19 protein-coding genes are annotated in these 21,042 nt (G+C 65.6%); 4 read left to right on the forward strand and 15 right to left on the reverse strand.

Going from position 1 to position 21,042, the window contains the following annotated elements:
• Window positions 1–458 precede the first annotated feature (458 nt).
• Window positions 459–725 (reverse strand): HigA family addiction module antitoxin, encoded by a 267-nt coding sequence (locus VF643_RS10445; RefSeq protein ID WP_414713841.1) that lies wholly within the window; start codon window positions 723–725, stop codon window positions 459–461.
• Window positions 726–951: 226 nt separating this feature from the next.
• On the opposite strand from VF643_RS10445, the gene VF643_RS10450 reads away from it, so the two are divergent.
• Together VF643_RS10450 and VF643_RS10455 are read left to right on the forward strand one after the other, a co-directional pair.
• Entirely contained in the window at window positions 952–1,347 is a 396-nt protein-coding gene (locus VF643_RS10450) for a hypothetical protein (RefSeq protein WP_331043329.1), read from the forward strand.
• A 161-nt stretch (window positions 1,348–1,508) separates the two neighbouring features.
• Entirely contained in the window at window positions 1,509–2,057 is a 549-nt protein-coding gene (locus tag VF643_RS10455) for a glycine zipper 2TM domain-containing protein (protein WP_331043330.1), read from the forward strand.
• Window positions 2,058–2,076: 19 nt separating this feature from the next.
• On the opposite strand, the gene VF643_RS10460 is transcribed toward VF643_RS10455, so the two are convergent.
• The 5 genes from VF643_RS10460 to VF643_RS10480 all read right to left on the reverse strand — a co-directional run bounded on the left by VF643_RS10460 (window position 2,077) and on the right by VF643_RS10480 (window position 8,639).
• Window positions 2,077–2,421, reverse strand: a complete 345-nt coding sequence (locus VF643_RS10460) for a hypothetical protein (protein WP_331043331.1) — start codon at window positions 2,419–2,421, stop codon at window positions 2,077–2,079.
• 52 nt (window positions 2,422–2,473) lie between these two features.
• Entirely contained in the window at window positions 2,474–4,597 is a 2,124-nt protein-coding gene (locus VF643_RS10465; RefSeq protein WP_331043332.1) for a prolyl oligopeptidase family serine peptidase, read from the reverse strand.
• A 156-nt stretch (window positions 4,598–4,753) separates the two neighbouring features.
• Entirely contained in the window at window positions 4,754–5,437 is a 684-nt protein-coding gene (locus VF643_RS10470) for a Fe2+-dependent dioxygenase (RefSeq protein WP_331043333.1), read from the reverse strand.
• Window positions 5,431–6,147, reverse strand: a complete 717-nt coding sequence (locus tag VF643_RS10475; protein ID WP_331043334.1) for a tetratricopeptide repeat protein — start codon at window positions 6,145–6,147, stop codon at window positions 5,431–5,433. The genes VF643_RS10470 and VF643_RS10475 overlap by 7 nt, the downstream gene beginning before the upstream one ends.
• Entirely contained in the window at window positions 6,147–8,639 is a 2,493-nt protein-coding gene (locus VF643_RS10480; protein WP_331043335.1) for a TonB-dependent receptor, read from the reverse strand. The genes VF643_RS10475 and VF643_RS10480 overlap by 1 nt, the downstream gene beginning before the upstream one ends.
• A gap of 123 nt (window positions 8,640–8,762) precedes the next feature.
• Between VF643_RS10480 and VF643_RS10485 the strand changes: the two genes are divergently transcribed.
• Window positions 8,763–9,830, forward strand: coding sequence for a PA0069 family radical SAM protein (locus VF643_RS10485; protein WP_331043336.1), 1,068 nt, complete (start codon window positions 8,763–8,765; stop codon window positions 9,828–9,830).
• A 44-nt stretch (window positions 9,831–9,874) separates the two neighbouring features.
• A complete protein-coding gene (locus tag VF643_RS10490; RefSeq protein ID WP_331043337.1) occupies window positions 9,875–10,012 on the forward strand; it encodes a hypothetical protein in 138 nt (45 codons plus the stop codon).
• A 6-nt stretch (window positions 10,013–10,018) separates the two neighbouring features.
• Here VF643_RS10490 and rutA read toward each other — a convergent pair whose 3' ends face one another.
• The 9 genes from rutA to VF643_RS10535 all read right to left on the reverse strand — a co-directional run bounded on the left by rutA (window position 10,019) and on the right by VF643_RS10535 (window position 20,951).
• Entirely contained in the window at window positions 10,019–11,092 is a 1,074-nt protein-coding gene (rutA, locus tag VF643_RS10495) for a pyrimidine utilization protein A (RefSeq protein ID WP_331043338.1), read from the reverse strand.
• Between the two features lie 3 nt (window positions 11,093–11,095).
• Window positions 11,096–11,890, reverse strand: coding sequence for a pyrimidine utilization protein D (rutD, locus tag VF643_RS10500; protein ID WP_331043339.1), 795 nt, complete (start codon window positions 11,888–11,890; stop codon window positions 11,096–11,098).
• Entirely contained in the window at window positions 11,890–12,273 is a 384-nt protein-coding gene (rutC, locus tag VF643_RS10505) for a pyrimidine utilization protein C (protein ID WP_331043340.1), read from the reverse strand. Before rutC ends, rutD begins: the two co-directional genes overlap by 1 nt.
• 3 nt (window positions 12,274–12,276) lie before the next feature.
• Entirely contained in the window at window positions 12,277–13,005 is a 729-nt protein-coding gene (rutB, locus tag VF643_RS10510) for a pyrimidine utilization protein B (RefSeq protein ID WP_331043341.1), read from the reverse strand.
• A 66-nt stretch (window positions 13,006–13,071) separates the two neighbouring features.
• Window positions 13,072–14,664 (reverse strand): long-chain fatty acid--CoA ligase, encoded by a 1,593-nt coding sequence (locus tag VF643_RS10515; protein WP_331043342.1) that lies wholly within the window; start codon window positions 14,662–14,664, stop codon window positions 13,072–13,074.
• A 14-nt stretch (window positions 14,665–14,678) separates the two neighbouring features.
• Window positions 14,679–18,170, reverse strand: coding sequence for a DNA polymerase III subunit alpha (dnaE, locus tag VF643_RS10520; RefSeq protein WP_331043343.1), 3,492 nt, complete (start codon window positions 18,168–18,170; stop codon window positions 14,679–14,681).
• Window positions 18,171–18,455: 285 nt separating this feature from the next.
• Window positions 18,456–18,935, reverse strand: a complete 480-nt coding sequence (locus VF643_RS10525; protein WP_331043344.1) for a glutathione peroxidase — start codon at window positions 18,933–18,935, stop codon at window positions 18,456–18,458.
• On the reverse strand, window positions 18,932–19,708 hold the full coding sequence (locus VF643_RS10530) for an ABC transporter ATP-binding protein (RefSeq protein WP_331043345.1): 777 nt from the start codon (window positions 19,706–19,708) through the stop codon (window positions 18,932–18,934). The genes VF643_RS10525 and VF643_RS10530 overlap by 4 nt, the downstream gene beginning before the upstream one ends.
• Window positions 19,701–20,951, reverse strand: coding sequence for a lipoprotein-releasing ABC transporter permease subunit (locus VF643_RS10535; protein WP_331043346.1), 1,251 nt, complete (start codon window positions 20,949–20,951; stop codon window positions 19,701–19,703). The genes VF643_RS10530 and VF643_RS10535 overlap by 8 nt, the downstream gene beginning before the upstream one ends.
• Between the last annotated feature and the right edge of the window lie 91 nt (window positions 20,952–21,042).

Here is a 21,042-nt window from a genome sequence, read left to right on the forward strand (position 1 = left end):
CTAGAGCGCGATGACTTGATACCGATCCGTTCGTCCTGAGGAGCCGCTGAGCGAAGTCGAAGCGGCGTCTCGAAGGACAGGTGAGACCCACTGTCCTTCGAGACGGGCCTTCGCCTGCGCTCAGTCCCTCCTCAGGACGAACCGAAGTAAGTCAATCCAAGGTCATCATGCTCTAAGTGGTCGCGGGCATGAGTAAGATTTTCCATCAACTCCGTAAACCCAGGTCGCGACCGCCATTCTCCTGGGCGATCCGTTTTCCAGCTCCGATAGATTCGGCCTTGATCCTCGAATCGGTCTTGCCACAACGTCACCGCAACGGTTTTGCCGTCCGTACTTCTACCGGACCAACTCCACCGCGTATTCCCTCGGAATAGTTCCGAAGAACTCGAAGCAATCGGTGTGACTGTAATTTCTCGGCACGCTTCACCTGTCCGAAACTTGTGATGGAGGCGCTTCAATTACGCAGCCACACGCTCCACAGCAATGGCCCCCTCACGCATGCGCACCTGCGCCAAGTCATACGCCGCCTGCATCCGCATCAGCGTATCCGCACTCAGCCCAAACGCCTTCTCGAACCGAATAGCCATCTCCGCAGACAGCCCCGCGCGGCCACCCAGCAGATTGCTCATCGCCTGCCGCGTGACGTGCAGCTTGGCCGCGGCGTTGGTTACCGACAAGCCATGCGGCTCGACGATCTCGCTACGCAGCCATGCGCCTGGATGCATGGCTATGCTCGGATGCAGCTTGACGGAAATTCGTGCCTCCTTTTACTAGGGCTGAAACAGCGCGTTTGGCGACAGATGCTTACCAGCGGCACGGCAAGACTGCCACCGCGCCACTCTCGAACATCCGGTTTGCTATTCCCGGCACCTCACAATAACATCACTGTCCCGCCACCAACCTGCAAAATTCCCACTGTCCTACAAGCCATCACCCCGGCAGACGGCCCGGATGACCCATCCGCAAGACCCCCTCGCCTTCACCCCCGTCGCCACCGCCACCGCGCGCCATGACGGGTGGACGCCCGCCAGGCAGCGGGAGTTTATCGAACAGCTCGCCCGGTGCGGCGTCGTCGCCGCCGCGGCCAAGGCGGTCGGGATGAGCGCCAAGTCCGCCTATGCGCTGCTCAAGCGCGCGGGCGCCGGCTCCTTTGCCGACGCATGGAACACCGCCATCGACTCGGGCAGGCAGCGGTCGCTCGACACCGCGATCGAGCGCGCGATCCACGGCGTCGCGCGCCCGGTCTTCTATCGGGGGCGGCAGGTGGGGGAATATCGCACCTATAACGACCGGCTTGTCATCGCCGCCATCCGTGCGCGCGATCCGTTCGCGCCGCCGCCGCCATAATCCAACGCTTCATCCACGCGTGCGTATGAATCACCGTTACCTTCGTTACCTTTGCGCAAGCGTTCGGCGCGCAGCGGACCAGCCGTTCAGGAACCGTCTCGGATCGCCCGCGTATGACCCGGCATGCCTCGTCGTTCGGGGCCAGCAGAGGATCGTCCACCATGTTCCCGAGTTTTCGCGCCGCCGGCCTCACCCTCGCCGCCTGTCTCACCCTCGCCACCGCCCCGGCCGCCGCGCAAAGCCGCGCCGCCGATGCGCGCTGGGCGCAGGCGCAGGCGCGCTTCGATCGCGAACTGGCGCTCTATCGCCAGGAGTTCGAACGCCACCGCGGCATCGCGCCACGCGGCGGTTATGCCGATCCGGCCTATGACAACGGCCAGTATCGCCAGGCGCCCGATCGCTACAGCGAAGACGACGATCGCGACGAGAACGGTTACGACGCGGCGCGTTATTATCGCAGCGGCCCGAATTATCAGGAGCGCGTCCTCTCACCCGAGGACCGCGTCTATGCCGGGCAGGACGGCCGCTATTATTGCCGCCGCAGCGACGGCACGACCGGGCTGGTCCTCGGCGGTGCTGCGGGCGGTATCCTGGGCAACGTCATCGACGGCGGTCGGTCGCGGATCGTCGGCACCCTGCTCGGCGGCGCGGCCGGTGCGCTCGCGGGCAGATCGGTCGACCAGAACCAGTCGCAGATCCGCTGCCGCTGAGCCTGCGTGGCGGTGGAGCCTACCCCTCCACTGCCATCAGCAGGCCATCCTGATATTTTTCGTCCTTGGACGCGAACAGCGGATTGCGCTCGAACCGCCGGGGCGTAAGCCGCACCGCACCCAGGCCGACGAGCTTGAACGTGCCCAGCTTCACCTCCTTGGGCGGCTTGCCGTCGCGCTCGATCGTCACCGCGTCGATATGAAGCTCGCCGTGGCGGGTGTAGATCACGTGCGGCGCCAAGATCACCTCGCCGCGATTGTAGGTCGCGGCGACGCAATGCTGCTTCACGATCGCCTCGAAGATGATCGGCGTCGAAGCGGGGGGCGGAGGCGGCGGGGCCGTCGCTGCGTCGTTGGTCTGCATCGCCGCCTCCTATCGCGTAGTGCTGCGCCGCAACAAGCGTTTTGCCGCGGCGCTAGTTCCCCGTCCCGTTTTGCGCCGCATCCGCCGGCGCCGGCCCGATCAGCTTCTGTGCGAAATACGTCATCTGCAAAGCCTGCAACCTTGCTCCCTGGGCGATGTCGGCGTCCCCCGAATGGCCGCCGGCGGTGTCCTCGTAGAACAGATACGGCAGCCCCAAGTCCTTCATCCGCGCCGCGAACTTGCGCGCATGCTGCGGCCCGACGCGGTCGTCCTTGGTCGTCGTCCAGATATACGGCTCGGGGTAAGCGACGCCCTTCTTCAAATTGTGATAGGGCGAGATCGTCTGGAGAAACGCACGTTCCTCGGGCACGTCGACCGATCCATATTCATCGACCCAGGACGCCCCCGCCGCGATCCGTTCGTAGCGAATCATGTCGAGCAGCGGCACCGCGATCGTCACCGCCTTCCAGAGTTCGGGATGCTGGTTGAACTCCACCCCCATCAGCAGCCCGCCGTTGGAGCCGCCATAGATGCCCAGCTTCGCCGCGCTGGTCAGCCGCCGCGCGATCAGATCCCGGCCGACTGCCGCGAAATCGTCGTAGATGATCTGCCGCTTGGTCTTGCGGCCGGCGTCGTGCCACGCCGGACCGAACTCGCCGCCGCCGCGAATGTTGGCGAGGACGAAGCTGCCGCCCTTCTCCAGCCACAGCTTGCCGGTGATCCCCGAATAGGCGGGGGTCCGCGACAGCTGGAAACCGCCGTAAGCGGTCATGATCGTCGGCGTGGAGCCGTCGAGCGCGATGTCGCGGCGGTGGACGATGAAATAGGGGATCTTCGTGCCGTCGCTCGACACCGCCTCGAACTGATCGACCACATGGGTGGACGCGTCGAACTTGGCGGGCAGCGCCTTGACGACCTGCGGCGCAGCGGTGCCGGCGGCGTCGAGCGTGACCAGCTGCGTGGGCGTCAGAAAGCCCGTGACGCTCATATAGGCACGGTCGCTGCGATCCGTCGTGCTGGCGACCGCGATCGCGGCATTGTCGGGCAGCACGACATCGCGGCGGGTCCAGCCCTGCCCGGCCGGCGCCATCACCATCGTTCGGCCCCGGACGTTGTCGCTATAGTCCAGGATCACCCTCGATTGCGTGACCGATACCCCCTCGATCGCCTGCCGCGGCCCCGGCGCGAACAGCAGCCGCGGCTTGCCATGGCCCTTTCGGAACTCATCGACCGGCATCCATGCCACCCCGCCGGCGGGCACGTCACCCCAGGCATCGCTGGTCGTGAACACCACCCGACCATCGACCAGCCCCACCGGGAAGGCACGCGCCGGCATCGCCACCGGCGTCACCCCGGCAGGCGACCAGACCAGCTTGTCGCCTTCGAAGAAGGTCCGTCGCCGTTCGATCACGATCAGGCGGTTGCCCTTCGCATCGGTGAACGTCGTCGCTCCCGCACCAACGTCGGTCACATCGCCGCGGAAGACCTCCGTCGCGGCGTCGAGCGATTGGCCGCGCTTCACCATCTTGACGACGAAGGGATAGCTGGATTTGGTCAGCGTGCCCGCCCCCCAGTCCCGCGCCACCAGCAGGGTATCGCGATCGACCCAGGTCACCTCATGCTTGGAGGTCGGCAGGTCGAACCCGCCGGTGACGAACCGCCCTGGCTCCAGGTCGAACTCGCGATAGCTGACCGCATCCTCACCGCCCGCCGACAGCGCGACCAGGCACAGCCGCTCCTCGGGCTGAAGACAGATCGCACCTTTCCAGACCCACTGCTTGCCCTCAGCCTTGCCGAGCGCATCGAGGTCGATCGCGACCGTCCATTTCGGCGCGGCATTCGCGTAATCGGCCTCGGTAGTCCAGCGCCAGACGCCTTGCGGATGTGCCGAATCGCGCCAGAAGTTGTAGATGCGGCCATAGCGCTGCTCGGGCATCGGAATCCGGTCCTCCGCCGAGGAAATCGCAAGCGCGTCTGCGTAGAAGCGCTTGTATCGCGGATCGTTCTGGAGTCGCGGCAGGCTCGTGGCGTTCTCGGCCTCGACCCAGGCGAGCGCCTTGGCCCCGTCCTTGTCTTCCAGCCAGATGTGCGGATCGGTTTCGGTCATCGGCCCGGTCTGCGCGAGCAGAGGCGCCGCTGCAAGGATCGTAGCGGCCAGCAGGATAGATCGGAACATTGCATCACCCATTCTTGTCATATGGCATTTGCCCGGGCGGTGCGCGAAGCGCAACGCACACCGGCGATGGAAGACATGGGCCACGGGCAGCAGGTGTCCAACGCGCGCTGGGTAATAGCGACAACTTACGACCTTCTCATCTGCGCGGCCGGCCGTTCAGACGTCGGCCCAGCGCCGGAGGAGGTTGTGGTACACGCCGGTCAGCTGCACCGTCGCAGGATCGCCCTGTCCCTGTAAGGACGCCACGGCCTGTACCCCGCGATCCAGATCGAACAGGATGCGGCGTGCACCATCATCGCGCACCATCGACTGCACCCAGAAGAACGATGCCAGGCGTGTACCGCGGGTAACCGGCGCCACGCGGTGAAGGCTGGACGCCGGATAGAGGATCATGTGCCCGGCGGGCAGCTTGACGGATTGCTCGCCGAACGCGCCTTCGACGATGAGGTCGCCGCCGTCATAGGCGTTCGGGTCTTCCAGGAAGATGGTCGCCGACAGATCGGCCCGGATGCGAAAGTCGGTCCCGCGGCGCACCCGCACGGCCGTGTCGACATGGGTGCCGAACGCCTGACCACCCGCGTAACGGTTGAACAGTGGCGGAAAGACCTTGAGCGGCAGCGCGGCCGCGATGAACAGCGCCGAACGGCCGAGCGCGTCGAGCACGATCCGCCCGGCCTCGGCCGCCGCGACGCCATCCTCGGGCAGCTGCGCATTATCCTTGGCGAGCGCGGATTGGCTGCCCGAGGTGGCGTTGCCATCCACCCATGCAGCCGCGTCGATGATGCCGCGCACGCGGGCGACCTCGGTCGCATCCAGAACTTGCGGGATTTCGATCAGCACGTGGCACCCTGCCGCATGGCATCGGCCCCGGCTGCTCCGAGCACCGGATCTGCTTCCAGATAGCGGATCGCCTGTGCGACGAACGCCGGCGTCGCCGTCTCGCCCGCACGGCGCAGCCACGCCAGCGCCTCGTCGATGCGTCCGGCAGCCGCCAGCAGCCGCGCATGGTTGAAACAACCGCGAAAGTCGCCCCCCTCGGCTGCAAGCGCATACATGGCAGCCGCACGCGTCAGGTCGCGGTCGCACGCCCAGCCGTCTTCGGCGAAGCTTCCGACGAAGTTCATCGCCTTGGCATTGCCCAGCGCCGCGGCTTTCTCCAGCCACTGCAACGCTGCATGGCGATCCTGCTCCACGCCTTCGCCCATCGCCAGCAGCGTCGCATAATTGTACATCGCCCAGTCTAGCCCGCGCTCGGCCGCGACCCGATAGCATTCGGCCGCACGGCACTTGTCAGGCAGGGTGCCCCAGCCGAGATCGTAACAGCGCCCGACCATGTTGAGCGCCATCAGATGATGCTGCGCCGCCGCCTTGACGAACCACCCAAGCGCCACTGCTGCCTCCCCGCGGTCGAGCAGCATCTGCCCCCAAACCGCCTGCGCCTCCGCCACCCCGGCCTCGGCGCCCGCACGGATCAACTGCTCGCGCTCGTCCGCCGATCCCGCCAGCCGGGCAGCGATGGTTTCGGGATCGAGCGCAAGCACAGACATCATCAATACCGCGCGGTCAGCGTCGCAAAGCCGCTGCGCCCCGGCGCGATCGTGGCATAATGCGAACTATAGGCTTGGCTGAAGTAGCGCTTGTCCGTGAGGTTCTGGATGTTGACCGCCAGTTCCAACCGGTCGCTGATCTTCACGCCGGCACGCGCATCGAACCGCCAATAGCTCGGCACCGATCGCGCCAGCACCACTGTAGCCGGCACGACGACCGCAGTCGCGCCCGTTCCCGAAACGTAGCGATTGTCGGCGTAGCCGCCGAACACGCGGCTGGTGTAGAAGGCGCCGCCGCCGATGTTGAACCGGCCGATGTCGTAGCCGGTCCAGATCGACAGGCTGTGCTTGGCGCTCTGCGGGAATTGCTTGCCGGTGTTGACCGAGGTTTGGAGCACGGTACGTGCCGCGACCCCGCCGCCTGCCGGCAGCACGAATGCCGTAAAACCGCCGTCGACGATCTCGGCATCGAGATAGGTGTAGCCGCCGAATATGCTCCACTGCGGCAGAATGCGGCCGTTGAAGCCGATCTCGACACCGTCGACCCGCCGCTCGCCGATGAACGTCACCGTATTCGCGTCGCTCGTCACCCGCGCATTCCTGGTCTCCGTGCGGAAGATCGCGGCGGTAAGCGCCAGGCGCTGGCCGAACAGGTCGGCCTTGGCGCCGATCTCATAGGACTTCGAACGCTCGACGCGCAGGGCGTCGATCGCCGCTTGCCCGAGCGCCCCCGCGACGGTGCCCAGCCCGTTCGCCTCCTGACCCTCACCGACCAGACTGTTGGGCGGAGTCGCCGAAGTCGCGATCGAGCCGTAGATGCTGGTGTTGGCGGTCGGCTTGAGCACGACGCCGACCTGATAGGTGACGAAATCGTCCTTGCGGCTGACCTCGGGCCGCAGATCGCTCACCACCGGCAGCTTGACGCGCGAGCTGAACTCCTCCCAGCGCGCGCCCAGGTTCAGGATCAGCGGCGCCGCGATCGTGATACTGTCGAAGGCATAGACCGCACGCGTCCGGCTCTCCGTAATCGTGCCCAAACCGCTCGCCGCCTTGGCGACGGGGGTCGCGACGACGGCAGCACCGGCAACATAATTGACCCAGGGGTCGTTCGGGTTCGGGCTGAACAGATCGGCGCAATTGTAGGGCGCGGTGCCCGGTGCCGTGCCGCAGCGCAGGCCGCCGCTCGCGTTATTGACGCCGGTGTTTACGACATACGCGTTGCGTTCGGCATCCTGCCAGGCGATCTCGGCGCCGGTGGCGAAACTATGCGCGATGCCGCCCGTGTTGAACTTGCCGGACAGATCAAGCTGATCCACCACGCTCTCGGTCGTCCCGAACCGGGTATTCGCCCGGCGCCACACCCGCCCACCGCCAGCATAATCGTTGAACCTCCCGCCCGGCAGCGCGCCGACGTTACGGTTGCCTGCGGGGATGCCGAACACGTTGGCCTGGCTATCGTCCGGCTGGGTGAAGATATAACGCTGGTTGGTGAAGCTGTAGCGTGCGGTATTGCGCAGAACGACGCCGCCGAAATCATGCTCCGCCCTGAGCGTCGCCTGATCGACATCGGTCTTGCGGAAATCGCGATTGACTAGCCCGTAGAAATTGTCGGGCGAGATATATCCGCTGCGGCCCGATGCCGTCGTGAACTGGCCCACCGCAGGGTTGCCATAGAGCAAGCCGGCACTGCCCGTGGGCGTCGCGTTGACCGATGCGCTTGCGACATACGCGTAAGGAAAGCCGCTGTCTGGCAGTTCGTCGGTATGAAGGTGGTAATACATCGCCGTCAGCCGGGTCGGTCCGCCGACGCCGATGGTGATGGACGGTGCGACGCCCCAGCGCTTCTGGAACAGGGCATCGCGTCCGGCCACGTCCTGATCGTGCCACATGCCGTTGACCCGCACCGCGACCTGATCGCCCAAAGCGACGTTCACGTCGGCGGTCGCCCGCTTAAGATCGGCGCTGCCATAGCTGATCGCGCCGCTGGCGAACGTGCCCGCCTCCGGCAGCTTGGACGTGATGTTGAGCGTCCCCCCAGCCGAACCGCGGCCGCCCAGCGTCGAGTCGGACCCGCGCACGACCTGGATGCTTTCGACCGCGAACACCTCTCGGCTTTGCGCACCGACGTCGCGTACCCCATCCAGGAACGTGCTGCCCTGGCTGTCGAAGCCTCGGATGAAGGGCCGGTCACCGATCGGGTTGCCGCCCTCGGCCGCGCCGAAGGTGATGCCGGGCACGGTCCGCAACGCGTCCTGCAGCGTCGTCGATCCAGTCTGTTCGATCACTTCCCTGGGCACCACGACGATCGATCGCGGCGTATCGATCAGTGGCGCAACCTGCTTGGGACCGCCATCTTTTCTCAGGCCCTCCACGATGACATCGGTGCGCTCCGGCTCGCCATAGCGCTGCGGGGCCGGATCGGCTGCATGCGCAGGTGCGGTAGCGATGAACCCCACGCACGAAAGTGCGAGGAAGGAAGTCGTATTCGTGGACATGCGGAACCCCTTTTCGAGTGCCGCTGCTATTGCGAGTAGTTCTCACTGTCAATGAATTTGCGATCGAGTCGCATCATTATGATAGTTCTTGCTTTGTTCTCGTGACTTTTACACGATCTCACGATGAAGAATCGGCCCTCTCGCGGCGCAACGCTCAATGACGATAGCCGACGCTTCAACCTGCCTCAGACAGAAGTGGATGGCGATTGGTTGGACGTGCGCGAGGTGATCGACGGTGCACCATCGCGGCTGCGCACGACGGTCACGGTCGAGAAGCCCAAAACCATCATCAGCCGCAACACGTCGCCCGATGTACCGTTCGATCGGTCAATCAATCCTTATCGCGGCTGCGAACACGGCTGCATCTATTGTTTCGCGCGTCCGAGCCACGCATTTCACGATCTATCGCCAGGCCTGGATTTCGAAAGCCGCCTGTTCGCCAAGCCCGATGCGGCTGCGTTGCTGGGCGGCGAACTCCGTCGTCCGGGATACCAAGTCGCGCCCATGGCATTGGGAACCAACACCGACCCCTATCAGCCGATCGAAGCAGAATGGCGGGTGGCTCGCGGTATCATCGAAGTGCTTGCCGAAACCAACCACCCCTTGTGCATCACGACCAAATCGGATCGCGTGGTGCGCGATCTGGATCTTCTTGCACCGATGGCGGCGAAGGGGCTGGCAACGGTCACTCTCTCGATCACCTCGCTCGACCGCCATATTGCTGCAACGGTCGAACCCCGTGCGCCGACGCCTGAGCACCGGCTGGCTGCGGTGCGCACGCTGGCCGACGCAGGCATACCGGTGCAGGTTTCGATCGCGCCGGTAATTCCCGCGATCACCGATCACGAGATCGAGCATCTGATTGAGCGCGCGGCCAAGGCCGGCGCAAGGGCGGCGTTCTTCATTCCCGTGCGTCTGCCCTGGGAGGTCGCGCCACTGTTCCGCGCATGGCTCGATGAGCATTTTCCCGATCGCGCCGCAAAGGTGATGGCGACGATCGCTTCGTTGCGCGGCGGGCGCGACAACGATCCGGCGTTCTTCACGCGGATGCAGGGCAGCGGTCCCTGGGCCGATCTGCTCCGAACCCGCTTTCGCATGGCATGCCGAAAACATGGCCTGAACCGGGACCGTATCGTCCTGCGCACCGACTTGTTCCGACCGCCTGCCGGGCCGCAGGGCGAACTGTTCTGAACCTTCCGCGCCCAGCGGGGTTCTCCCGACGAAGGAGCAAGATCATGCCCGACCCGAAGATCGAGAACACACCCCCCGCAGCCGAGGAATCGGGTGCCGGCTATGGCAACAATGCGCAGACCGACGACGTCGGCGCACCTGCCGTGGATGACGAGCAGGCTTCCGAAGCCCATCCTTCGTAAGCGGGTTCAGGAAACGGTAGCGACCGACCGACACGTCATCAGCGGTTGGATGCGCGTGCCGAACGCCTCCACCCCCTCGATGAAGTCGTCGAAGGTCAGCAACACGCCGCCTGTGTTCGGTACGGTCGCCATCTCGTCGAGCATCCTCGCGACATTTTCATAGCTGCCGACGAGCGTGCCCATGTTGATGTTGACCGCCCCTTCGGGCGCGGCGAGCTGGCGGACGTTGGTGTCCGTGTTGACGGTGTCCTTGGCCCCCTGTTCGGCCAGCCAGGCGATCGCATCGAGATCGACGCCGTCGTTGTACGATTTCCACTTCGCCGTCGCTTCCTCATCGGTCTCGGCAGCGATGATCATGACGAGGACGAATACCGATACGGCACGCCCGGTTTTCGCGGTGGCCAGGGCCAGTCGCTCGTTGTTGCCGGCGAAGGCGGTTGGGGTGTTGACGCCCTTGCCGAGGCAGAAGGCATAATCCGCCCATTTGGCCGAAAACGCCAAGCCCTCGTCAGACGATCCTGCGCAGATGATCTTCATCTCGCCGCCCGGTTGCGGCCGGACGCGGCAGTCGTCCATCTGGTAATAATCGCCCTTGAAGTCGGAGACGCCGGTCTCCCACAGTTCGCGCAGGACACCCGCATATTCGTCCAGCATCTTGTAACGGTTGCGGAAATGCTCGTCGCCCGGCCAGATGCCCATCTGCGTATATTCGGGCGGCTGCCAGCCGGTGATGAGGTTCAGCCCGAAGCGCCCGTGGCTGATCGAGTCGATCGTGTTGCACATCCGCGCGGCGAAGGCGGGCGGGATGACCAGGGTCGGGCAGGTGGCATAGATTTTGATCCGCGTCGTCACCGCGGCGAGCGCCGCCATCAGCGTGAAGCTTTCCAGCCCATATTCCCAGAATTCGGTTTTGCCGCCGAAGCCGCGCAGCTTTATCATCGAGAGCAGGAAATCGAGACCGTATTTCTCGGCGCGGATCGCGATCTCCTTGTTCATGTCGAACGAGGGTTTGTATTGCGGCGCGTTTTCCGAAATCAGCCAGCCGTTGTTGTTGATGGGAACGAAGACACCGACCTGCATGACCTACCCCTCTTCGCCGTCGAGCCAGTCGAGCAGCCACATCGTGAAATGATCCGCGCGCGTCACGTTGCACGCGTGGCCGCCGGTCGCCATGCGCGCGATCTGCGCGCCCGGTATCGCATCGCGCATCGGCCCGGAACAATGCGGCGGCACCAGCATGTCGTCTTCGGCCACCACGAACAGCGTCGGAACGCCGATATCTTTCAGCGCATCGCCCGGCGCGAACCGCCGCGCCGCCGCGATCCGCCGCTGCATCGTCTCCGCGCCCGGAAAATGCGCGAATTGCGCCTCTTCCTCATCCATCAACTGCGCATGATGGCCGGATATCCAGGCCGAGGGGTAGAGGAATAGCGGCTGGGCATGCAGGAACGCGCGCACCCCGCTGTCGCGGAGCAATGCGAGGCGGGTGTCGAAACAGCGCGCGGTATGCGGGTCGAGCTTCGCCCAGCCGTTGATGACCACCAACCGCTCGACCCGGCCCGGCGTCGCCAGCGCGGCGGCCAGCCCGATCATCCCGCCGATCGCATGGCCGATGATAGTGGCGCGCTCGACCCCGGCGGCGTCGAGCAGGATCGGCACATCTCGCGCCATCGCCTCGATCGTCACGTCTCCGGGGAGTTCGCGCGACGACCGCCCGGTGCCGCGGTGATCGTAGAGCAATACGCGGTGGTCCTGCGCCAGCGCGGTGAGATTCGGCGCCCAGTAATTCGCCGATCCACCCAGGCCGCTCGACAGCAGCAGCACCGGCGCCTCGCGCGGCCCGTGATCTTCCCAATAGAGGCCGTCCGCCTCCGCCATCAGCCGGTATGCGCGACCGAGGCGATCTCGACCAGGCAGTCGGGCTTGACCAGATCGCAGCGGATGCAATAGCGGGCGGGCCTGGCGCCGGGGAAATACTCCGCATAAACAGCGTTGAACGCCGCGTAATCCTCAAGGTCTCTGAGGAAGATATGGTTCATCGCGACATCGGCCATCGTCGCGCCGGCGGCCTCGAGCGTCGTCTTGATGACTTCGAGCACATGCCGGGTCTGCGCCGCGGCATCGCCTACGTGGAGCACCACGCCACCCTCGCCGAGCGCCAGCACGCCCGAGATGTAGACGGTGTTGCCCGCCTTGGCGCCCGCCGAATAGGGCGCGATCGGGGTCGGGAATTGCGGCGGGTTGATCGCTTCGAACGGCATGTATTAGTAATCCTTGGCAATCTGCCCGAACGCACTGCAGAAATCGGCGACCGTCGATATCCAGCCGAAGAATTTCTCGACGTTGTAGACGCTCGCTTCCTGCATCGCGGGCGGGCCGAGGTGGTGGGTGGCATCCTCCAGCATCACGCCGAAATATTCGAGGTGGAAGCCGTCGCGCAGCGTCGACTCGACGCAGACGTTGGTCGCGATGCCGACGAAGACGATGTTGCGGATGCCGCGCGCGCGCAGGACGCTGTCGAGCTGCGAATTGAAGAAGGCCGAATAGCGGGTCTTGTGGAGCGAGATATCGCCTGGCCGCGGCGCGAGCGCATCGACCAGCGCATAATCCCAGCCGCCGCGCGCCAGCAATTGCCCCGCCAGATCAGGAACCTTGCGCATGTGCTTGAGCGCGTTTGATTTATGCCAATTGGGCGACCCCGGCCCGCCGGCCTCAACGTAATCCGGATCCCAGCCGTTCTGGAAATACACCACCTGCACGCCCGCAGCCCGCGCGGTGTTGAGCACCTGTGCGATCCGGCCGATCGTCGCCGCGGCCCCTGCGATATCGAACCCGGCAAGATCGACATAGCCGCCGGGCGAGGCATAGGCATTCTGCATGTCGATCACGACCACCGCGGTCTCGGCGGGGTCGAGCCGCAGCGCCTCCGGCCGTGCGGGCAGCGTCACCGCTTTGGCATCGTCGGTCCCGGTCCGGATGATCGTGCCGTTCAAGCCGTGCTCCCGCCTGCGAGTGGACAGGGTGGCGCATCCACGGCCGCCAGCGCAAGCGCTATTCGCCTATGCCGCCGCCACGCGGAAATCGCCATATTGCTCGCGCAGCGCGGTCTTCAGCAGCTTGCCCGTCGCGGTGTGGGGCAGCGAATCCACGAACAGGATCGCATCGGGCAGCCACCATTTGGCGACGTGCCGGCCGAGATGCGCGACGATCTCCGCCTCGCCGACCGTGGCGCCGGGCTTGCGCACCACCAGCAGCAGCGGGCGTTCGTCCCAGCGCGGATGCGGCACGCCGATCGCCGCCGCCTCCGCCACGCCCTCGCAGCCCATCGCCGCATTCTCCAGTTCGACCGAACTGATCCATTCGCCGCCGGATTTGATGACGTCCTTGGCGCGGTCGGTGATCTGCATCGTACCGTCGGGGTGGAGCGCCGCGACGTCGCCGGTGTCGAACCAGCCATCGGCATCGACCGCATCCTCCTCGGCCTGGAAATAGCGTTTGACGATCCACGGGCCGCGGCATTGCAGCCGCCCGGTCGCCACACCGTCGCGCGGCAGCTCGCGGTCCTCCTCGTCGACGATGCGCAATTCGACCCCGAACGGAACCCGCCCCTGCATCGCGACCTGATCGACCTGCTGTTCGAAGGTCTGGTCGTCCCAATCGTGCGGCCGGGCGCCCATCGTACCGATCGGGGAGGTTTCGGTCATCCCCCAGGCATGGTTCACGCGGATGCCCATGCGCATCAACTTCTCTATCATCGCGCGTGGGGCGGCGGACCCGCCGATGGTCACGAGCTGCAGGTGGCGCGGCGCCTCTCCAGTGCTGTCCATGTGTGAGAACATGCCCAGCCAGACCGTTGGAACACCAGCCGAATGTGTCACCTGCTCGCGGTTCATCAGGTCGCACAGCACCGCGGGTTCGTTAACCGCGGAATAGACGATCTTCACGCCCGCCGCCGCTGCCGCGAATGGCAGGCCCCAGGCGGCGGCGTGGAACATCGGCACGATCGGCAACACCACCGAACGCCCTGAAAGGTCGAATACCGCGGGCTGAAGTTCGGCCATCGCGTGTATCACCGTGGACCGGTGGGTATAGAGCACACCCTTGGGGTTGCCTGTCGTGCCGCTTGTATAGCAGAGCATGCAGGGTTCGCGCTCCGCCCCCTCGACCCAGGCGTAATCGGCGCCGCGCGCATCGACTATCGTGCGAAACGCGTCAGGACCGTCACCGTCCATGACGACATAATGCTGGATCGAGGTCCAGCGATCGCGCAGGCGGTCGACGATCGGCTGGAAGGCGCGGTCGTAGAACAGCACCCGGTCTTCTGCATGGTTGGCGATATAGACGAGTTGGTCGTCGAACAGCCGCGGGTTGATCGTGTGGATCACCCCGCCCATGCCGATCGCGCCATACCAGGTCGCGAGATGATGCGCGTGGTTCATCGCCAGCGTCGCAATCCGGTCGCCCGGCTTGCAGCCCAATTCCTCCAGCAGCCGTGCGACGCGTCGTGCGTCGGCATCGATGCCCGCCCAGTCTGTGCGCGTCTCGCTGCCGTCGGCCCAGCGGGTGACGATTTCCCGGCGGCCATGTTCGCGCGCCGCATGGTCGATCAACCGCGGTACGCGCAGTTCGAAATCCTGCATTCCACCCAGCATCACGCTCTCCCGACCTAACCGACCAGCGCAAGCCTCGTCTCGGAGGTCTTCAGCGCAACAGCAGCCACACCGTGCAATGCTTCGATCGCGCTCGCAAGCTCCGCGTCGAGCAGAAAGTCGCGGCCTAGCAGCATCGTGACCGCGCCGCCGTCCGCCATCGGCGCCACCGCCCTCACCTCGCCGCGCGCGCCCCGGTGACGGTCGAGCAGCGCCGCGAGTGGCGCGAAGGCGGCGGCATCGTCGATGGTCACGTCGATCACGAATCGGGCGGTAGACGCCAGCGTCTCGAACGGCTGTATGCGCTTGATCGTGACGCGAGGCGCATCCTCGCCGGGCCGCCGATCCAGTTCAACCGTCGCCAGCCCGCAGCCGCCGGCGCGTGCCGCCTCCTCCAGATCCTTGGCGACCGCATCGTCGAAGCAGGTGGCGGCGAACTGGCCGCTGGCATCGGAGAGTTGCGCCATCATGTAGCGCTTGCCGCGTGCCGAGGTCCGCCACTTCGCATCTTCGACGAGCACCGCCATCGTCGCGCCCGCACGGGTGCCGTCATCGGGAATCGCCAGCTCGGCCAGCGCCGCGAATGCACGCGCGCCGTGCATCGTCGCCAGATGCCGGTGACGGTCGACGGGATGGGCGGAGAAGTAGAAGCCGAACGCCTCTTTCTCCTGCTCCATGCGCTGGCTGAGCGACCAGACCGCCGTCTGCGGCAGGCGGATCGCGTCGCCGGCGGGTTCGGCATCGCCGAACAGCCCGCCCTGCCCGCTCGCCTTGGCCTCATGCGTCCGTGCCGCGACCGCGATCAGCGTCTCGGCGATGGCGTGGACGCCGGCGCGGTTCGGCTCGATGCCGTCGAAGGCACCTGCCGCGGCCAGCGTCTCCAGCTGGCGCTTGTTCAGCAGGCGGGGATCGACGCGGCGGGCGAGGTCGTCGATGTTGGCGAAGGTGCCGCGTATTGTGCGCTCTTCAATCAGCCGCTCCATCGCGCCCTCGCCCACCGACTTGAGCGCGCCCAAGGCATAACGTATTGATAATACTCCGTTTTCTTCCTCGACGTCGAACTCGGCGGCGCTGCGGTTGAGATCGGGGGCGGTGATGGCGACGCCCAGGCGCCGGGCGTCGTCGACGAAGATGTTGAGCTTGTCGGTGACGCCCATGTCGTAGCACATCGAGGCGGCGTAGAATTCGTGCGGATAATGCGCCTTCAGCCACGCCGTCTGATAGGTGAGCAAGGCATAAGCGGCCGAATGACTCTTGTTGAAACCATAGCCGGCGAACTTGTCGATCAGGTCGAACAGCGCGTTGGCCTCGGCTGCCTCGATGCGGTTGATCTTCAGACAGCCTTCTACGAAGCCGGCACGCTGGGCGTCCATCTCCGCCTTGATCTTCTTGCCCATCGCGCGGCGGAGCAGGTCGGCGCCGCCGAGACTATAGCCCGCGAGGATCTGCGCGGCTTGCATCACCTGTTCCTGATAGACGAAGATCCCATAGGTCTCCTTCAAGATTCCTTCGAGAAGAGGATGAGGGTATTCAATGGCTTCGCTGCCGTTCTTGCGTCGCCCGAACATCGGGATGTTATCCATTGGTCCGGGTCGATAGAGCGCATTCAAGGCGATGATGTCCTCGAACACCGTCGGGCGCACTGCGGTCAGCGTGCGCCGCATGCCCTCGGACTCGATCTGGAAGACACCGACCGTGTTGCCGGCCTGCATCAGTTCGAACGTCGCTAAATCGTCCCACGGGAGCGCATCGAGATCGACCACGATCCCCCGCTTCGCAAGGAGTTGCACGGCTTTCTTCAGAACCGACAGCGTCTTCAGGCCGAGGAAGTCGAACTTCACCAGCCCGGCGCCCTCGACATATTTCATGTCGAACTGGGTGACCGGCATGTCCGAGCGCGGATCGCGATAGAGCGGGACCAGTTCGGCGAGCGGGCGATCACCGATGACGACGCCCGCGGCGTGGGTCGAGGCGTGGCGGGGCAGGCCCTCCAGCCGCATCGCCAGATCGAGCAGGTTGCGGACGCCATTGTCGTTGGCATATTCCTTCGCCAGTTCGGGCACGCCGTTCAGCGCGCGCTTCAGATCCCACGGGTCGGTCGGGTGGTTGGGGATCAGCTTGGCGAGGCGATCGACCTGGCCGTAGCTCATCTGGAGCACGCGGCCGGTATCCTTGAGCACCGCGCGCGCCTTCAGCTTTCCGAAGGTGATGATCTGCGCGACCTGATCGCGGCCGTATTTCTCCTGGACGTAGCGAATGACCTCGCCACGCCGGGTTTCGCAAAAGTCGATATCGAAATCGGGCATCGACACGCGTTCGGGGTTAAGGAAGCGCTCGAACAGCAGCCCCAGCTTCAACGGATCGAGATCGGTGATCGTCAGCGCCCAGGCGACGACCGATCCCGCGCCCGAACCGCGGCCCGGACCGACCGGAATGTCGTGATCCTTCGCCCATTTGATGAAATCGGCGACGATCAGGAAATAGCCGGGGAAACCCATCTGCGCGATGACGTCGAGTTCGAATTCGAGGCGGGCGTGATAGGTGTCGCGCCAGCCCGCCTCGCCTTCTCCCTGCAGCGCCGAAATCCGGTCAAGCCGCGCCTCCAGCCCGATGCGCGCGTCGCGGCGGAGCAATTCGGCCTCGCCCGCCACGTCGCCGGCGAGACTGGGCAGGATCGGCTTGCGGTTCGGCGCGGCGACCGCGCAGCGCTGCGCGACGACCAGCGTGTTCGCGATCGCCTCGGGCAGATCGGCGAACAGTTCGCGCATGACGGCCGCGGGTTTCATCCAGGCCTCGGGGCAGCTTTTCGGGCGGTCGTCGCTCTCGACATAGGTCGAATGCGCGATGCAGAGCATGGCGTCATGCGCGCGGCCGAAATCGCTTTCGGCAAAGCAGCACGGGTTGGTCGCGACCAGAGGCAGGTCGCGGGCATAGGCCAGGTCGATCAGCGCATCTTCGGCGGCGGTCTCGATCGCGTCGCCGCGCCGCGCGAGCTCGATATAAAGGCGGTCGGGGAACAGCGCCTGCAAACGGTCGGCGTAAGCCTCGGCACCGCCGGGTTGATCCTCGGCGAAAAGCCGCGCCAGGCCACCCTCGCCGCCGGCGGTCAATGCGATCAGCCCGGCGGTGCGGCCTTCGAGATCGGCGAAGGCGACGTGCGCGGGCTGTTCGATCGGGCGGTCGAGATGCGCGCGGCTGACGAGCGCGCACAGATTTTCGTAACCGGCCGCGTCCTGCGCGTAGAGCGCCAGCCAGTCGAGCGGCGCGGCGATGCCCTCGGGCATGTCGGGACGGGCGACGCCCAGCATCGTGCCGATGACCGGCTGCACCCCGGCCTTCTTCGCGGCATCGGAATAGGCCATCGCCGCATAGAGCCCGTTGCGATCGGTCAGCGCCGCGGCGGGAAAGCCCAGCGCGCGCGCCTGGGCGGCGATCGCCTTCGGCTCGATCGCGCCATCGAGCATGGTGTACGAGGAGAAGACGCGAAGGGGGACGAAGCCGGAGTGCATCGCGCGGGTATGGGCCGGGGAGGATGATTCGTGAACCGCTTAATCCTCTCCGGGCTATGCTCGGGGAGGAGGGCAATCGCATATGATCGCTAGAGTCGTTCGCGGCCAAGTTTGCTCTCCCCTCCCCTTCAGGGGAGGGGCTGGGGGTGGGGGCTCTCCACGAGCGATAAACCTGCGGAAGCACCCCACCCCAACCCCTCCCCTAAAGGGGAGGGGCTATCGCGTATCAACTTGGTCGAGTTCGACTCTAGAGAAAGCGGTCCCCCACAGTTCGGGGAGGATTGGTTAGAGGAGGCGTTCGATGTCGGCAGTCAACGCTTCGGGCTTGGTCGTCGGGGCGTAGCGGGCGACGGGTTTGCCGGTGCGATCGACCAGGAACTTGGTGAAATTCCACTTGATCCCCTTCGATCCCATCACGCCGGGCGCTGCTGCCTTCAGCGTTTCGAACAGCGGATCGGCGGCCGGGCCGTTGACGTCGACTTTCGCGAACATCGGGAAGGTGACGTCATAGGTCAGCGAGCAGAAGTTGGCGATCTCCGCCGCGTCGCCCGGCTCCTGCGCGCCGAACTGGTTGCACGGAAAGCCGAGCACCGCGAACCCGCGCTCCGCATAGTCGCGGTGGAGTTGCTCCAGCCCCTGATATTGCGGGGTGAAGCCGCATTTCGATGCGGTGTTGACGATCAGCAGCACCTTGCCCGCATGCGCGGCGAGCGGCGCATCGCTGCCATCGGCGGCGCGAACGGTGAGTCCGGTGATCGCGGTCATGCCAGCATCCCTTCGTGCAACCGCACCACGCGGTCCATCTGCGCGGCCAGCCGCTCGTTGTGCGTCGCGACCAGCGCCGCTGACCCCTCCTCGCGCACCAGGCGCAGGAATTCGGCCAGGACGATCCCCGCGGTATGTTCGTCGAGGTTGCCGGTCGGTTCGTCGGCTAGCACCAGCGCGGGGCTGTTGGCGAGCGCGCGGGCGACCGCGACGCGCTGTTGCTCGCCGCCTGAGAGTTGCGCGGGGCGGTGGGTGAGCCGGTGGCCGAGGCCGAGCGCGTTCAGCAGCGTCTCCGCGCGCGCCTGCGCCGCCACCGACTCGGCGCCGTGGATCAGCTGCGGCAGGATGACGTTCTCGATCGCGTTGAAATCGGGCAGCAGGTGGTGGAATTGATAGACGAAGCCGAGCCGGTCGCGCCGCACCAATGTGCGCCCGTGCGCGCTCAGCGATCCGGCTTCCGCACCCGCTATGCGGATCGAGCCGGAAAAGCCGCCTTCGAGCAGGCCGACCGCCTGGAGCAGGGTGGATTTGCCCGATCCCGACGGGCCGACCAGCGCGACGATCTCGCCCGGCGCAACCGACAGGTCGATGCCGCGCAGGACGTCTATGGTTTGGCCGCCCTGGGTGAAGCTGCGTGCGAGGCCGCGGGTTTCGAGAACGGCGGGCGCACTCCCATCGGCGCCGTCGGTCGCGGCAAAGCCGCGCCCCGTGGCGCCGGCCGTGCCGCGCCGCCCGTGCGGCATGAGCTGCGGCGCATTCGCGTCCTCACTCATACCGCAGCACCTGCACCGGATCGGTGTTCGCCGCCTTCCACGCCGGATAGACCGTGGCGAGGAAGGTCAGCAGCAGCGCGATGAGCACGATCGCGACGATCTCCGCCGGATCGGGCTTGGATGGCAATTCGGTAAGATAGCGGATCGAGGGATCCCACAGGTTCTGACCCGTCACCAGTTGCACGAAGTTGACCACTCCCTGGCGAAAAAACAGGAACACCGCGCCCAGCAGCAGCCCCGCGACGATGCCCAGAACCCCGATCGTCGAGCCCACGGTGATGAAGATCCGCATCATCGCGCTACGTGTCGCCCCCATCGTCCGCAGGATGGCGATGTCGCGAGTCTTGGAACGCACCAGCATGATGAGCGACGAGGCGATGTTGAAGGCGGCGACCAGGATGATGATGCACAGCACGACGAACATCGCCACCCGCTCCACCGCGAGCGCTTCGAACAGTTGCGCGTTCATCGTCCGCCAGTCGGAGACGACCGCGCGGTTGCCGATCTTTTCGACCAGCGGCGCAAGGATCGGGCCGACCTTGTCGGCATCCACCGTCTGCACCTCCACCATCCCGGCGGCGTCTCCCATCAGCAACAGGGTCTGTGCGTCCTCGATCGGCATCACGACATACGCCTTGTCATAATCATAGACGCCGATCTCGAAGATCGCCGCGACCGTGTAGCTGACGATGCGGGGCACCGTGCCGAACGGGGTGGCCTGCCCCTGCGGACTGATGAGCGACACTTCGCTACCGATTTGTGCGCCCAGCGATTCGGCCAGGCGGCTGCCGATCGCGATGCGGCCGCTACCCGGCGTCAGGCTTGCCAGACGTCCCATGACGACGTTCCCGGTCAACGAGGCGTTGCCGCGGATGTCCTCTGTACGCATGCCGCGGATCAGCACGCCCTCGACGCGCCCGTTGTAGCTCGACATCAGCGGCTGCTCGATCATCGGCACCGCCGACGTCACCCCCGGCGTGGCCTTGGCCTGCGCCACGATATCGCGCCAGTCGGGCAGGCGTCCACCGATGCCCTGGACGACAGCATGACCGTTCAGCCCGACGATCTTGTCGAACAGCTCGGCGCGAAATCCGTTCATCACGCTCATAACGATGACGAGCGCCGCGACGCCCAGCATCACCGCCCCCAGGCTGAAGCCAGCAACGAGCAGGATGAACGCCTCCCCCTTGCCGGGCAGCAGATAGCGCCGGGCGATCATGCGTTCATATCGGGAGAGGATCATGGGCGCGCTCTAAGGGCTGGGGCACGGGGAGGCAACCGGACCGAGTCTGTTGCGCAACCGACACAGGTTTCGGTCAATCGTATCCCATGTG

This window comes from Sphingomonas sp. (genome assembly GCF_036387595.1).
Taxonomy (GTDB): Bacteria; Pseudomonadota; Alphaproteobacteria; order Sphingomonadales; family Sphingomonadaceae; genus Sphingomonas.

What these genes read in the sequence shown, in the direction of transcription:
- dnaE (WP_331043343.1), bottom strand. Translation starts at nt 18,170, where the DNA reads ATGCACTCCGGCTTCGTCCCCCTTCGCGTCTTCTCCTCGTACACCATG.
- VF643_RS10525 (WP_331043344.1), bottom strand. Translation starts at nt 18,935, where the DNA reads ATGACCGCGATCACCGGACTCACCGTTCGCGCCGCCGATGGCAGCGAT.
- VF643_RS10475 (WP_331043334.1), bottom strand. Translation starts at nt 6,147, where the DNA reads ATGATGTCTGTGCTTGCGCTCGATCCCGAAACCATCGCTGCCCGGCTG.
- VF643_RS10455 (WP_331043330.1), top strand. Translation starts at nt 1,509, where the DNA reads ATGTTCCCGAGTTTTCGCGCCGCCGGCCTCACCCTCGCCGCCTGTCTC.
- VF643_RS10490 (WP_331043337.1), top strand. Translation starts at nt 9,875, where the DNA reads ATGCCCGACCCGAAGATCGAGAACACACCCCCCGCAGCCGAGGAATCG.
- VF643_RS10450 (WP_331043329.1), top strand. Translation starts at nt 952, where the DNA reads ATGACCCATCCGCAAGACCCCCTCGCCTTCACCCCCGTCGCCACCGCC.
- VF643_RS10535 (WP_331043346.1), bottom strand. Translation starts at nt 20,951, where the DNA reads ATGATCCTCTCCCGATATGAACGCATGATCGCCCGGCGCTATCTGCTG.
- rutD (WP_331043339.1), bottom strand. Translation starts at nt 11,890, where the DNA reads ATGGCGGAGGCGGACGGCCTCTATTGGGAAGATCACGGGCCGCGCGAG.
- VF643_RS10485 (WP_331043336.1), top strand. Translation starts at nt 8,763, where the DNA reads ATGAAGAATCGGCCCTCTCGCGGCGCAACGCTCAATGACGATAGCCGA.
- VF643_RS10480 (WP_331043335.1), bottom strand. Translation starts at nt 8,639, where the DNA reads ATGTCCACGAATACGACTTCCTTCCTCGCACTTTCGTGCGTGGGGTTC.
- VF643_RS10515 (WP_331043342.1), bottom strand. Translation starts at nt 14,664, where the DNA reads ATGCTGGGTGGAATGCAGGATTTCGAACTGCGCGTACCGCGGTTGATC.
- rutC (WP_331043340.1), bottom strand. Translation starts at nt 12,273, where the DNA reads ATGCCGTTCGAAGCGATCAACCCGCCGCAATTCCCGACCCCGATCGCG.
- VF643_RS10465 (WP_331043332.1), bottom strand. Translation starts at nt 4,597, where the DNA reads ATGTTCCGATCTATCCTGCTGGCCGCTACGATCCTTGCAGCGGCGCCT.
- VF643_RS10530 (WP_331043345.1), bottom strand. Translation starts at nt 19,708, where the DNA reads ATGAGTGAGGACGCGAATGCGCCGCAGCTCATGCCGCACGGGCGGCGC.
- rutA (WP_331043338.1), bottom strand. Translation starts at nt 11,092, where the DNA reads ATGCAGGTCGGTGTCTTCGTTCCCATCAACAACAACGGCTGGCTGATT.
- VF643_RS10460 (WP_331043331.1), bottom strand. Translation starts at nt 2,421, where the DNA reads ATGCAGACCAACGACGCAGCGACGGCCCCGCCGCCTCCGCCCCCCGCT.
- VF643_RS10445 (WP_414713841.1), bottom strand. Translation starts at nt 725, where the DNA reads ATGCATCCAGGCGCATGGCTGCGTAGCGAGATCGTCGAGCCGCATGGC.